The organism is Pseudomonas sp. RV120224-01b, from assembly GCF_003208145.1.
In the GTDB taxonomy this organism is placed as follows: domain Bacteria; phylum Pseudomonadota; class Gammaproteobacteria; order Pseudomonadales; family Pseudomonadaceae; genus Aquipseudomonas; species Aquipseudomonas monteilii.
Genome location: NZ_QKMQ01000006.1, coordinates 280158 through 293091, shown reverse-complemented (window position 1 = coordinate 293091; position 12934 = coordinate 280158). Strand labels below are relative to the sequence as shown.

General features: G+C 63.0%; 9 protein-coding genes. 5 read left to right on the top strand and 4 right to left on the bottom strand.

The genetic code is table 11. The features are described from left to right. On the bottom strand, positions 1-245 hold a 245-nt coding region (locus N436_RS12730), incomplete at its 3' end, for a transposase (RefSeq protein ID WP_256589893.1). A gap of 161 nt (positions 246-406) precedes the next feature. Continuing rightward, the gene (locus tag N436_RS12725; protein WP_016714634.1) at positions 407-1105 is read right to left on the bottom strand and encodes a pirin family protein; all 699 of its coding nucleotides are present in this window, start codon (positions 1103-1105) and stop codon (positions 407-409) included. A 174-nt stretch (positions 1106-1279) separates the two neighbouring features. On the opposite strand from N436_RS12725, the gene N436_RS12720 reads away from it, so the two are divergent. Next, on the top strand, positions 1280-3796 hold the full coding sequence (locus tag N436_RS12720) for a UvrD-helicase domain-containing protein (RefSeq protein WP_110741185.1): 2517 nt from the start codon (positions 1280-1282) through the stop codon (positions 3794-3796). Positions 3797-3803: 7 nt separating this feature from the next. On the opposite strand, the gene N436_RS12715 is transcribed toward N436_RS12720, so the two are convergent. Beyond that, complete coding sequence (locus N436_RS12715; RefSeq protein ID WP_371920905.1) at positions 3804-8678, bottom strand: NEL-type E3 ubiquitin ligase domain-containing protein; 4875 nt, start codon at positions 8676-8678, stop codon at positions 3804-3806. Between the two features lie 182 nt (positions 8679-8860). Between N436_RS12715 and N436_RS12710 the strand changes: the two genes are divergently transcribed. The 4 genes from N436_RS12710 (at position 8861) to N436_RS12695 (ending at position 12168) form a co-directional block, all read left to right on the top strand. After that, on the top strand, positions 8861-9787 hold the full coding sequence (locus N436_RS12710) for an alpha/beta fold hydrolase (RefSeq protein ID WP_105948705.1): 927 nt from the start codon (positions 8861-8863) through the stop codon (positions 9785-9787). Positions 9788-9862: 75 nt separating this feature from the next. Further along, entirely contained in the window at positions 9863-10282 is a 420-nt protein-coding gene (locus N436_RS12705; RefSeq protein WP_105948704.1) for a VOC family protein, read from the top strand. Next, complete coding sequence (locus N436_RS12700; RefSeq protein WP_110741184.1) at positions 10279-11058, top strand: alpha/beta fold hydrolase; 780 nt, start codon at positions 10279-10281, stop codon at positions 11056-11058. Before N436_RS12705 ends, N436_RS12700 begins: the two co-directional genes overlap by 4 nt. A 228-nt stretch (positions 11059-11286) precedes the next feature. Further along, the gene (locus N436_RS12695; RefSeq protein ID WP_105948702.1) at positions 11287-12168 is read left to right on the top strand and encodes a sterol desaturase family protein; all 882 of its coding nucleotides are present in this window, start codon (positions 11287-11289) and stop codon (positions 12166-12168) included. On the opposite strand, the gene N436_RS12690 is transcribed toward N436_RS12695, so the two are convergent. Next, the gene (locus N436_RS12690) at positions 12151-12837 is read right to left on the bottom strand and encodes a helix-turn-helix domain-containing protein (protein WP_105948701.1); all 687 of its coding nucleotides are present in this window, start codon (positions 12835-12837) and stop codon (positions 12151-12153) included. The two genes, N436_RS12695 and N436_RS12690, sit on opposite strands and share 18 nt — an antisense overlap. Between the last annotated feature and the right edge of the window lie 97 nt (positions 12838-12934).

The following is a 12934-nucleotide window of genomic DNA, read 5'->3' as shown; positions in this document are numbered from 1 at the left end:
GCTGTTTGGCGCAGCGAGAGTCGATGCTCAAGCATGTGCTTGAGTACCTGCCGTTTGAAGTCCTCAGTGTAGCGCTGGCCATGTGGGCGGGGACTGAGGCTGGCGGTGGATCGGTAACTGGCAACCCAGCGCCGAAGCAAACTGAAATCGATGCCCAAGTGTCGGGCCACTTTGCGAAAGCCGTTGCTGCCTTCCAGATAGGCCGTGATCGCCGTGAGCTTGAACTGCTCTGAGTATTTGCCCATAAATCCCCCAAGGGTTGGATTGGTGTCCAACTTCTTGGGGGCAGTCCAGAAACCGCGCAGGCAGAAGATTGATCTAAAGCCTGCGCGGTCTCTGTGGGAGCTGGCTTGCCGGCGATGAGGCCAGTACAGGCATTACAAGGCTGCCTGTACTGGCCGATTCATCAGGCCACATCTACCAGCACGATCTCGCTGTCTTCGATGGCTGTCACCCGCAACACTTCTTCCTGCTCGATCGCCACGCCATCACGTGCCTTGGCCCGCAACCCGTTCACCTCCACCAGCCCCTTGGCCGGCACCAGGTAACCCCGGCGTGCGGCATCAAAGCGGTACTCGGCGGTTTCCCCAGCACGCAAGGTAGCAGCCACCAACCGCGCATCGGTACGAATCTGCAGGCTGTCTTCATCGCCCACGCGGCCGCTTGCCAGGGTCACGAAGCCTTCACCACGTTCGCCTTTGGGGAACGGCCGGGTGCCCCACTGCGGTGCTTCTCCGGTGCGCTCCGGTACGATCCAGATCTGGAAGATACGGGTATCGACGTCCTCCAGGTTGTACTCGCTGTGCACGATGCCGGTACCGGCGCTCATCACCTGCACGTCACCGGCCTCGGTGCGGCCCTTGTTGCCCAGGCTGTCCTGGTGGCTGATCGCGCCTTCACGCACATAGGTGATGATTTCCATGTCGCGGTGCGGGTGCGGCGGGAAGCCGCTGCCGGCTGCGATCAGGTCGTCGTTCCATACCCGCAGGTTGCCCCAGTGCATGCGCGCCGGGTCGTAGTACTCGGCAAACGAGAAATGGTGGTGGGCGTCGAGCCAGCCATGGTTGGCGTGGCCGAGGCTATCAAACGGTCGCAGTTGCAGCATGATGGTGCTCCTTGAATCAGTGGAATGACGCCATGATGCGCGAAAGAAACATCGAAAATAAGCGTAAATATCGGCTTAAAATAATCAGTTTAATAGATGTTATTTCTGTTGGCCTTTCTTCGCTTCATCGCCTAATCCACTGATCTGCAAGCATTAGCTGGCGATTTTCCTTCGATGCAGCGAACATGCCCGCTGATTTTGTTTTTCAACGGAGTGACCGTGGCCCACGAGCAACCCCAGGCCCCCGCCGACCTTACCCCGCCCGCCCAACTGCCCTGGTTTCGCCGCCTGGTCGCCCGCCTGCTGGGGCGTGGCCTGACCCGCCTGCAGGCTCAGCACCGCGACTCATGGTTTCTGGGTCACGCCGAGGGCCAGCGCAGTGGCCATGCCGATGCTGAGCGTGAAGGGTTTGAGCGTGGACGGATGGAAGGCTACGAGGCCGGGCGCCAGGTGCTGGTGATCCGCGACTCCCGCCCAGACACTGCCGGCGTGCCGGGCCGGGACGATAACCTGTTCGACGACTGGCGCCTGCCGTTGACGGCCGAGCTGAAAAAGCGCTTCAAGGCCGATGTCGCCCAGCGTTTGCCCGCCGAGGCCCAGCCCAGTGCCGCACAGTGGAAGCTGATTTTCAGCGACACCCCGTCCACCTGCGTGGTGGCCGGTGCCGGTGCCGGCAAGTCCACGTCGCTGGTGCTGCGCATTTTGCTGCTGCGCCATTACCTGGGCTACGAGCTGGATGCGATGACAGTGGTCACCTTCACCCGCGAGTCGCGCAAGGACTTCATCAAGCGCCTGCTTCAAGTGTTCGCCCTGTGGCAGATCAACCTGCAACCGGTCCAGGCCCGCGAACTGGTGCGTACCTTCCATTCGCGCATCCTGCCGCTGGTGCGCAGCCTGCCGGGCTTCGACCAGGTGCGCGCCTTCGAGACGCTGGGCAACGAGATGCCCGCCGGGCATGAGGCCGAGGCCGACAGCAACCCGTTCGACCTGCGCCTTAACGATGCCCAGCGCCAGCAACTGAACCAGTGCTACAGCAGCTTGCTGGGCGAGAGCCCGCGTTTTGCCGAACTGGTCGGCCTGCTGCGCAGCGAAGCGTTGCAACTGAAACCACTGGACCCGAACAACCCCGATGTGCAGAAGCGCGCACAGGTAACGCAGCTGGCGGCCCAGCGCGACGAAGAGCTGTGCGATGTGATCGAGGACCTGTGGTTCGCCGCTGGTGCCTGGCCGATCAAGGGCATCGAACCCTGCCGCGAAACCGTCGACATCCGTGGCAGCCGCTTCCATGTGCATGGCCGGCTGGAAGGCCAGGGGCCTTGGGTGGTGCTGGGCTTCGACCCCGCAGAAAGTGCCCAGTATCAGCGCCCCGGCGCCAAGCTGGCAGTGCGTGCCGAGTGGGCGGTCAAGCGCACCTTGTTGCAGGCCTTCTGCGACCGGCCGCTGATCTGGCTGGACAACTACGCCATGGCCCGGCGCCTGGCGGCCTCGTTGGCGGGTGATGCCGTGGCTGGCCCGGGGTTCGAGTACAAGGTCAAGGGTGAGCTGGCCCCGGCGCCGTTGCTGGATGCCTTTGTCGGCGCGGCCAATTTCATCGAGAACCTTGGCCTGGACGTAAATAACGCGGTGGCGGCGATGAGTTTCCCGTCCGGCGACAGCGATGCCTTGTTCTTCGAGGCCCTGGCCCTGTACTGGAAAGCCCTGGAAGCGCACTTGCTGGACCAGTCGCCACCGGTGATGAGCTACAACCGCATGTTCGCCTTGTTTGGCGAGAACAACCCGGAAAACCTCTACCTGCTGCCCGACCCGCTGCTGCGGCCACTGGCGCACCTGATGATCGACGAGTTCCAGGACGTGTCGCCGCAGATTGTCAGCTGGCTGCGTGCCTGCCTGGCCGAAATCCGCCGACGCGGCCCGGCCATGCACACCGGGCGCCACGCGCAGCATTCGTCGCTGCTGTGCGTGGGGGACGACTGGCAGTCGATCTACGGCTGGCGTGGCAGTTCACCCAAGTACTTCATGGAGTTCACCAAGGCCTTCCCGTCGCCGGCCAACACCCGGGTGATGCTGGTCGACAACTACCGCTGCCAGCAGCAGGTGATCGACGCGGCCGAGCACCTGGTCAAGGGAACGCCGGCGATTGCCGGCAAGAAAGCCCGGGCCAGTGGCCCCGCAGCCGAACTGCCGGGGTCGCCGGTCAAGGTGTTCGACCGTGACGAAGCCGCCTTGGGCGAAACGCTGATGGAGCACTACCAGCGGGGCGAGACGGTGATGATGCTGTACCGCAAGGGCAGCGACAGGGCCTTGATGAACGAGCACCTGCAGAGCGTGCTGCACGCCGAGGCGGCATTGCCGGCCGAGCAGCGCCGACTGCGTCAGCTCACCTACCACAGTGCCAAGGGGTTGCAGGCCGATGCGGTGTTCATGTTGGGTGACTGCCAGTACCTGACCAGCTCGCCCTACAAGAACCAGGTGTACCGCCAGGCCGGGCTGGGCAGGGCCGGTGATGCCCAGGCGTTCGATACGGCGCAGAAGGAAGAAGTGCAGCGCCTGGCCTACGTGGCGGTGACCCGCGCCGTGCAGCATTGCTACTGGCATGTGGAGGCCGCCAATGGCGAAGCGGCGGCGGCCCCGCGGGCGTCCAGCCAGGTGGATGGCCGGCAGGCCTTCTTCGAAGACCTGCGCGGGCAGTGAGAGCCGCTTAGCCGCCGATGGTTTGCGCCTGGCGAGTGAGGCTGGTCAGCAGACCGGTTTCAACCTGTCGCTGTTCGGCAGTCAGTACGTCCACCCCTTGGCGGTACTGCTGCTCGTTGATCGAGACGCGACGCAGCACTCCTTGAGCATTCAATGGGCTTTCAGGCATGACGCCGGCCAGCGCTCGTAGAACAGAACTGTCCAGGGAGGTGACTGGGTCGGCGGTTTCATCCAGGCAATAGTACAGATAGTCCAGACCTGGCCGCCAAAAGTCGGTGATCAGGCTGAACTGTGCTGCATGCTCACGTTTCAGGTACTCGACCCAGCTCGGCTGCTGGGTCAACCATTGCTCCCGAACGGTGGCGTCCGTATCCAGAGCAAGAACCGCCGCTTTTACCCTGTCGATGATCGTCTGGTTGATTCGGGCCGTGCTCCGGTACAGCATACCTCGGCTCGGCTCAGGGTAATCCAGTGCAGAGGACAAGGACTGGCGCAAGGCCAGGCGCAACTCGATATCGTCCACCAGCCCCGTTTCCAGATCGCTGTCCGGAAAGGCAGAGGGATCATCAAGTTCATCATAGGGCGGTAAGTCTGCATCGAACACATCATCCTGTAGTGCCGCCTTGCGCAACGACCTTTTCCCGCTGATGCGGTCGGCCAGCTGGTTTACCTGATGACGCCGATACAACCTGCGGTACAGGTTCAGTAGCTCGGTCACTCGATTGCCGGCTAGGCCTGCAGCTTCTTGGGCCAGCACTTCTATTTCCAATGCACTGAAAGCGTCGGCCCCCGCGTCCCCGCAAGTTGGGGGGAAGTCGCCAGCCACGGTGGCCAGGCGCTCGCGCAGTTCGGTGTCTTGGGCAGCGTTTTCCAGCAGCGCCCACACACGCTCCCTCAGGGCCTCGGCATCACGCTGCGCTTCTGCCGACTGGGCGAGGCGCTCCAGTACCCCCAGCAACGCCGCATTTTCACCTTGGTCGAACAAATCGCTCCACAGTTGCTCTTCGGCGCTGCTCGCTTCGCCACGGAAAACGCCTTGCCACTGCGGCACGTCCTCTGCGTGCTCGAATACGTTGACGCCACTGCTGCCCAGGCGTGCACGTGTCTGGGCTTCCAGCGTGTTGTAGTTGAACAGCCAGCGGCGCTCAGGCAGGCGGGCGGCGACGTCACGGGCGAAGGGGGTACGCAGCACCCCTGGCAGGTCTGGCAGTGTGCGAATGCGGTTGGAGGAGAGGTTGACATAGCGCAGTTGGTACTGGGGCTGGCTCATGAGGGTGGTCAAGCTGTCGGGCCATTGCTGCAGTTCGCAACGCTCGAGGTCCAGGTGGGTGAGGCGAGCCATGAAGCGCAGGTCGGGCGGCAGTTGCAATGGGTTGCCAGGCATATGCAGTACCATGGGGTGAATCATGTCCTGAAAACGGGCAGCGAGGGTTTCATCGAGTGTGATCTGATTATTGCCCAGGCCCAGTGCATCCAGTGGCAAGCGGGCAAGGAAACTCAAGCTGGCGTCATCGAGTTGCAGGCGGTTACGGCTGAGTCCGAGTATTCTCAGGCCGGGCATTGCTTCGATGGCTTGTTGGGCAGTGGCTGTAAGGGCAGTCAAACCATTGCTTGTCAGGCCCAGCTCGCGTAGCCGTGGCGCAGACTTGAGCGCCTCGAACAGTGTTTCGGCGTCCATGTCGGGGTTGCCGAGGATTTCCAGGTTTTCCAGGTTGGGGAAGTTTGACAGCAAGCCGCTGTCCAGGCGCCGCAGCTGCAACCCATCGAGCGTGAGTTGCCGGATATGCGGCATGCGAGCAGTGAACGTTGGCAGCGCTTGCAGTTGCATGCGGTCCAGCACGAGCGCCTCACGCTGCGCGCCGCCTTCACGCCGGGAAGCACTCATCAGTCGCTCGGTGCACTGTTGGCGATCAAAGCGCTCTTCCAGCGAAGCTGAAGCGTTGGCCCAGCGGTTGAGGTCACGGCTGAGGGTACGCTGTTCTGCTTCCAGACGACTGATGGCAATACCCAGGTCGCCCCCTTGGGCAAGATCAGCTTGCAGCGCACTGATTTGCGGGCTGCTGAGTTCGGGGTAGAGTGCCCGGAGGCGGCGCGCGGCGGGCAGGCCCCGACCACTCAAAGGGTAGCCAAGTTGGCCGTTGGCCATGCGCAAGGGTGAGCGGAAGCTCGGCTTGATAGGCTGTTGGCCCAGCAGTGAGGCGCAGTGCTGGCGATCGGCAAGGGCAAGTTGCAGCAACTGGGCCGAGTCAACCTGTGGGTGCTCGGCTTGCAGGGCCTGTTTCAGGCGTTGGCTGTCATCGTTAGCCAGGCTGCGCCTGAACATGCCGAGGATGGCGCGGTCTAGCCGCGCACGGGCTTGCAGACGGCGGGCTTCTTCGGCAATGCGAAGCGGCACCCGTCCGTTTGTCAGGCTTAGCCGTTCGGCGTTGCTGATGTTGGCCAGTAACGCTTCAAGCGCACTGTCCGGCAAGCCGGGAAACTGTCGGGCGAGGGGGTGGGCGGCTGGGGGAAGGACGGGCTGGCGGCTTTGTTGCAGGCTGCTGAACAACGCCTCGCGATGCGCTTCCAGGTGTGTCGCGAGCGTGTTGTTCAAGGCAGAAGATCGCTGCTCGGGCGGCGTGTCACCCAGCAGTTGCAGCGCGGCCTCTTCATCCATTTGAGCCAACACGGTCTGGCTCAGTTGGCCATTGTCCAGGTCGGTGCGGGTGACTTCGATTTCTACCTGCCCCGTCGAATGGGGCGGGCCGTAGCGCACAGACTCGCCCCAGGGTTCTGGCCCTTTGTAAACCTTGAGTACAGTCCCCTCAGGCCACCCCGGCAGGCGCAGCAGTTCAGGTAAGGCAAAGTTCTTGTACGCTGCCAACGGCAGCCCATGGCGTACGCAATCGATGATCTGTCGAGCCTCGTTGTCGAGTTGCAGGCGTTGCAAGGTGTCGATCAACAGGGCGGGTGGGCGTGAGGCTGTTGCCTGGTTTCGGCGCAATACACCTTCATCGGTACCGGTACTGCGCATGGCGTAGTCCAGTTCGCTTTCGTCCAGGCCAGTGGTGTAGTTGCCCAGGCGGCTCATGAGTTGCTGGTGGTCCCATTCCAGCGGTTGTTCATGGTCGAGTTGCCAGCGAGCGTCACCATGATGCAACAAGCGGGGCGCATAGGCCTGCGCATCATCGGGGTGGCGCACGCGCCATTGTTGCTCAGCGTCCTGAAAGACTTCGTATAGCGTCCCATCCAGCTTCAGGTAGGTCTTCCCATCGACGTGCACATGGCCGAGCGAATCGGGTTGAATTCCCTCAGGGATAGCCGCTGTACTTGCATACGGCTTCATGTCGGGGTGCCAGAGCACTTCCTGATCTTCGTGCCACACACTGGTCAGCGCATCGACGAAGCCTGATGCCTGAACGATCTTGGTGCCTACCGCAAAACCGGCGATGACCGCAGCATTGATGGCCAATGATTCCAGTTGCACCAGCGCTTGCTGCCTATCACCTTCTTCCCAGGCCTCGAACCCGGTGAAAACAGAGCTCATCAGGTCGTAGGCGAAAACGCCAAGCATGACCGTGTTCAGCCCGGGCACGAAGAACGCGGCCACGTTGAGCACATTCATGCCCATGTCGAACCAGTGCTTCAGGCGCTCGTTGCGGGCCTTGGCGTCTACGTCGGCAGTGGGGACAGCAATGGTTTTCGCGTCGGCCTTCATGCGCGCAAGGTGCGCGTTGTACAAGGTGGCCCAGGGATCGGTGCGGATGGGCGAGGGGGTGAAATGGAGTACCGGCTTGTGCCGGGGTTTGCGTATGCCTGCATCGTCCTTCTCGAACAACGCGCTCTCCAGCTTGTCGGCCAGTTCCTTTTGCCTGTCCCTGTAGGCGAAATGGACCAAGGCACGACGGAATGTGCTTTGCAGCAAGCGGCTACGCAGGTGTTTGCCTGCTGCCTGGCGTGAGGCAAATTCCCGGACCGGGTGCTCGTTGTCTTCAGGGATGTAAACAATGCACGGGTTTATCTGGCCAGGCTCGTCGGGCCCGATGAACAGGATCTCGTGGATGGGGATACCGAACAGGCTGAAATTCCAGCAGTGCAACGGCTGTTCATCATAGGTGGGCTGGGGCTTGCCATCGCATAACTGAATGAGCGCATTGCCCCCGCGGTCGCTCAGCAGGCCTTTGAGCTTTGCGATCAGTACCTGCACCCTCAAAGCTTCACGGCTGGCTTGAATCGACAGGCGCTGGACTTCAGCGCGGTTGGCGCCCTCATGGGTTGCCAGCAGGTGATCTTGATAGCGCTGGCCGAGGTCCAGTGCCCGACAATGCTTGACGAAGTCCGCCATCGTCAGCCCTGGCAAAGGGGTTTCGCTGCCTGCTGCACAGGTGAGCCTGCTGTAGGCGCCTACTTCATCCAGGCCCTCGAAGTTGTGCAGGGCCGCCTCCAGCAAGCTACGTGCTTGCGGCTCGCCCACGGGGCGGGAGGCCAGCACATCCACCTTCCGGTCAGGGAACAAAGGCACTTCCAGGTCAGGAACGCCGGTCCAGATATCGGCATCGGCTTCAAAGGGCTGAAAGACATACTGCGCCCTGTCTACAGGCACATTCACATTCAACCGCTTGGTTAGCAGAGGCGTGCTGAATGTGATGATGTCCTTGAAGCCCGCAAGTGCTGCCTTGAGTTGCGCCAGGCATTTGTTTCGCGCCTTGATGGCGTTGCGCAACTGCTCGCGCGCGGGCGCATCGGCAGTGGCATACCATGTGTAAGGGGTGCCATCTTCAGCCAGATAGTCCCTGCGCAGGCTTTGCACCACTTTTTGCGTGTGTGCGGGGTGAAGCGCCTTGCTCCATTTGGGCAGTGCGCGGGTTATCTGGTTTTTATGCAGCGGCGTGGGGGTTGTCATGGTCATGACCTCTTGCGTAGAGGGGATAGTCCACGCTCATCAAGGCGCCGTGGTGCGGTAGATAGTTGTTGGTAGCGGTCGGTCTTGCGCATGCGCGGGTCGGTGAGGGGCCAGCAGCAGGGGGAGATCTGCGAGAGGGTGGAGGCAGGCCATGGCGCAGGCTTCAGCCAAGGAGAATTGCAATGCGTTCGCTGTGCAGTCCGAAAGACCACCTGCTAGACCTTGATGGTATTGAAATAGCGGTCCGCACCTGGGGCGCCGAAGACGGTATTCCCGTATTGGCCTTGCATGGCTGGCTGGACAACGCGGCCTCGTTCGAGCGCCTGGCACCGATGCTGGACGGTTGTTTCGTGGTAGCCCCCGACCTGGTCGGCCATGGCCGCTCTGACCATCGCCGCCACGACAGTGGCTATTACCTGTGGGAGCACGCCGAAGACATGCTGGCGGTGACCGACAGCCTGGGCCTGGCGCAGTTCCATGTGCTGGCCCATGGCATGGGCACCGGGGTGGCATCGCTGCTGGCGGCCATGACCAGCGGCATTGCCAGCATGACCTTCCTCGACGGCATGGGGGCACCGTTCACGGTGGCCGAGGATGACCGCGTGCAGCACCTGGCGCGGGCCTACCGGCTCAAGCGCATGGTGCAGCGCAGCCAGCTGCCGGGGTTTGCCGAGCCAGACCCCGGCCGCTTCGACGACCTGGACACCGCCCTGGCGCAACGCCGCGAACGCCTGGACACCGAGCTGTCGGAAGGTGCCGCACGGCTGCTGGCGCTGCGCGACCTGCTGCAACTGGGCGATGGCTACTGCTGGCGCCACGACCCGCGGCTGGTGCTGCCCGAACCGATGCCGCTGACCGAGCGCGAAGCCTGCGAGCTGCTCAACCAGATTAGTTGCCCGTTGTACCTGCTGTTTGGTCGCCAGGGGGCATTCACCGGCGAAGCCTTTACCCGGCGCGAGGCTGCCTTGCCTGGTCAGGCGAAGATTTCGTGGCACCCGGGCGGGCACCATTTCCACCTGGATACCCCGGACCGGGCGCTGGTCGACCAACTGTTGCGCATCCTGACGCGGCATGAAGGGCGCGTGCTGCAACGGTTGGTTAACGAGTAGCTGATTCTGGTCACGCCGGGCGAAGCTGGGCTATGGTGGCGAACGTATTCGCGCACACGGCACAAGGAGCCCGGCATGCGACCGTTCGCTATCAAGCACATAGACCATCTTGTTCTGCGGGTCAGCGACCTGCCGCGCAGTGTTGCCTTCTACACCGAGCTGCTGGGCTGCGCTGTCAGCCGCGTGCGCGACGACCTGGGCATGGTGCACCTGGCCACGGGCACGGCGATGATCGACCTGGTGACCCTGGACGGCCCACTGGGCCAGCCAGGCGGGGCGGCACCGGGGGTGGAGGGGCGCAACCTGCACCATTTCTGCCTGCGTATCGAGCCGTTCGACGAGGCGGCATTGACGGCCTACCTGGAAGCCGCCGGGGTAAAGGTTGAGCCCGCAGAGAAGCGTTATGGTGCCGAAGGCGAGGGGCTGTCCCTGTACTGTTACGACCCGGATGGCAACCAGGTCGAGTTGAAGGGGCCGGTGGCGGAGGCGGTATGAGCGAACTGCACAGCCGTGAGCATTGGATCGACACCGCCCAAGGCAAGCTGTTCGCCCAGGAGTGGGTACCCCTGCAGGTGCAGGGGGCGCCCATTGTCCTGCTGCATGATTCGCTGGGTTGTGTGGCGTTGTGGCGCGACTTTCCGGTGCAGTTGGCCCGCGCCACCGGGCACCGGGTAATTGCCTACGACCGCCTGGGCTTTGGCCGGTCCGACGCACACCCGGGCAGGTTGCGCCTGGGCTTTGTCGAGAACGAGGCGCAGCAAGGGTTCACGGCGCTGCGCGAGTACTTTGGCATTACCGATTTCATTGTCTTCGGCCACAGCGTTGGCGGTGGCATGGCCGTGGCCTGCGCGGCGTCCTTCGCCAGCCAGTGCGTGGGGCTGATTACCGAGTCGGCGCAAGCGTTTGTCGAAGCGCGCACCCTTGAAGGCATTCGTGCCGCCGATCTGCAGTTTGCCGCGCCCGGGCAGTTGCAACGGCTGGAGCGCTACCACGGCAGCAAGGCCGAATGGGTACTGCGCGCCTGGGTGGACAATTGGTTGGCTGAGGATTTTGCCGAGTGGAATCTGGATGCCGTGTTGGCGCAGGTCCGCTGCCCACTGTTGAGCCTGCATGGCGATAACGACGAGTTCGGCTCGCCAGCGCACCCCGAGCGGCTGGTGGCGCTGGCCAGCGGGCCGGCGGTAATGCGTCTGTTGCACGGGTGTGGGCATGTGCCGCATCGCGAGCAGGCTGAACAGGTACTGGCAGAGGTGATGCAGTTCCTAAGGTAAAGGTCTTCAGTTGACGCGAGTGCTCACAGAACAACCCATGACTATCTGAATTGCAGAGGCCCTGTGGGAGCGGGCGTGCCCGCGAACACCGGCGCAGCCGGTGCCATGCACCGAGTCGAATTCTTCGCGGGCGCGCCCGCTCCCACAGCAGTGCATGCGCCGTTCTTTCAAGCGCTCACCTGGCCTAAGGCCCAACACTGGCGGCTCCTGACTGACTGGAGTCGCCCAATGCGCACCCTGTATGCCCCACTGTTTTTCTTCGGCTTCATTGCCGCCGCACTGTCATTGGCAGCCCAGCCGTTGTGGCTACTGCCCTTGCTGGCCAGTGCCGTGTTGCTGTCATTTATCTGCGAACGGCTCATACCCTACAAGGTTGTCTGGAATCAGGTACAAGGCGAGGGGCGACGTGACCTTTGCCATGCGCTGGTCAATGAATGCCTGACCCTCTGTAGCGTGGCGACCATTCCGCTGCTTGCCAACTGGCTCCCGGGTACGGGGCTTTGGCCTGATCACTGGCCGTTGGCCCTGCAGTTGCTGCTAGCCATTGCGCTGGCCGACCTGGGCATCACCCTGGTGCATTACGCCAGCCACCGCAGCCCGCTGCTGTGGCGGCTGCATGCGGTGCACCACAGTGTCACGCGCCTGTACGGTTTCAACGGCCTGATGAAGCACCCTCTACACCAGTTGCTCGAAACCCTGGGCGGCACCTTGCCGTTGTTGCTGCTTGGCTTGCCCGTCGAGGTGGCATCGCTGCTGGCGTTCAGTGTGTCTATCCAGCTGTTGCTGCAACACAGCAACGTGGACATGCGCATTGGCGGCTTGCGCCATGTGTTCGCCTGGGCGCCGGTGCATCGCCTGCATCACCTGAAGTACGGCAGCACTGGCGACGTCAACTTCGCGCTGTTCTTTCCGCTCTGGGACCGGCTGCTTGGCACGGTCCTGTACCTGCCAGGCTATGCGCTTGCGGACGACGACATGGGCATCGGTGATCGGCCCGACTATCCGCAGGCCTACCTGGCGCAATTGCGCGAGCCGTGGGTGAACGGCGATGCTCATGCCCCTGCGGTGTTGCCAGCGGGGTTGTGCCAGGCGCTAGCCGACCGTACGTAGACGCAATCCGCGCAAGGCGGCCCGGGGGCTGAGGCCGAACTGCCGGCGAACGCTGCGGGTGAAGTGCGCCGAGTCGGCAAACCCTGCCGCCAATGCCGCTTCGGTCAGGCTGGCGCCGCTCAGCGCCCTTTGCATAGCCACACGCAAGCGCTGCCACAACACCAGCCGCCGCACCGACAGCTTCAGTGAACCGCTGAACAGGCGCTCCAGCTGGCTGATCGACAGCGTCGCGGTACTGGCCAGTTCCCGGGCCGGCAAGGCTTGCTCGTCGAGCGCGCGGATGCGCTGAAGCGCTTTTTCCAGGCGCGGGTCGAGCCGGCGGCGCGGCCAATGCCCAAGGCTTTCTGCCAAGTGTTCTGCACGGTTGCCCGAGTGCTCGCAGGCCAAGGCAAGGTCTGCCAGGTCGAATGCCAGCGGCTCGGCGAACAGGGTAAGGCACGGTATGCCATGACTGAGGATGGCATGGGGTTGCTGCGAGGCAATCAGCACCTGCGGGCCGCTGCAGATCTGCTCGCCCACGCGCACCTCGACATCGGCACCGAGGCCAATGAGCACCTGATGCGCGTAGTGCACGTGACGGTCGGTCCTGCCGAGTGTAGACAGCAGCAGGCAGTGATCGTCAGCCAACCAGATATCGCCTAGCCAGCCCGGTGTAGCCGTGTCGTTCATGCTGCCCTCTGGCGTGCGGCCAGGCGGGTGGATATCCCGCCAAACCCGATTATGCTTCAGTTACCTTGCTGCGATCCGAGGCGGCCCGCCTCGTCGT

Coding starts and splice junctions, on each gene's coding strand:
- N436_RS12725 (WP_016714634.1), bottom strand. CDS start 1,105: ATGCTGCAACTGCGACCGTTTGATAGCCTCGGCCACGCCAACCATGGC.
- N436_RS12720 (WP_110741185.1), top strand. CDS start 1,280: ATGCAGCGAACATGCCCGCTGATTTTGTTTTTCAACGGAGTGACCGTG.
- N436_RS12715 (WP_371920905.1), bottom strand. CDS start 8,678: ATGACAACCCCCACGCCGCTGCATAAAAACCAGATAACCCGCGCACTG.
- N436_RS12710 (WP_105948705.1), top strand. CDS start 8,861: ATGCGTTCGCTGTGCAGTCCGAAAGACCACCTGCTAGACCTTGATGGT.
- N436_RS12705 (WP_105948704.1), top strand. CDS start 9,863: ATGCGACCGTTCGCTATCAAGCACATAGACCATCTTGTTCTGCGGGTC.
- N436_RS12700 (WP_110741184.1), top strand. CDS start 10,279: ATGAGCGAACTGCACAGCCGTGAGCATTGGATCGACACCGCCCAAGGC.
- N436_RS12695 (WP_105948702.1), top strand. CDS start 11,287: ATGCGCACCCTGTATGCCCCACTGTTTTTCTTCGGCTTCATTGCCGCC.
- N436_RS12690 (WP_105948701.1), bottom strand. CDS start 12,837: ATGAACGACACGGCTACACCGGGCTGGCTAGGCGATATCTGGTTGGCT.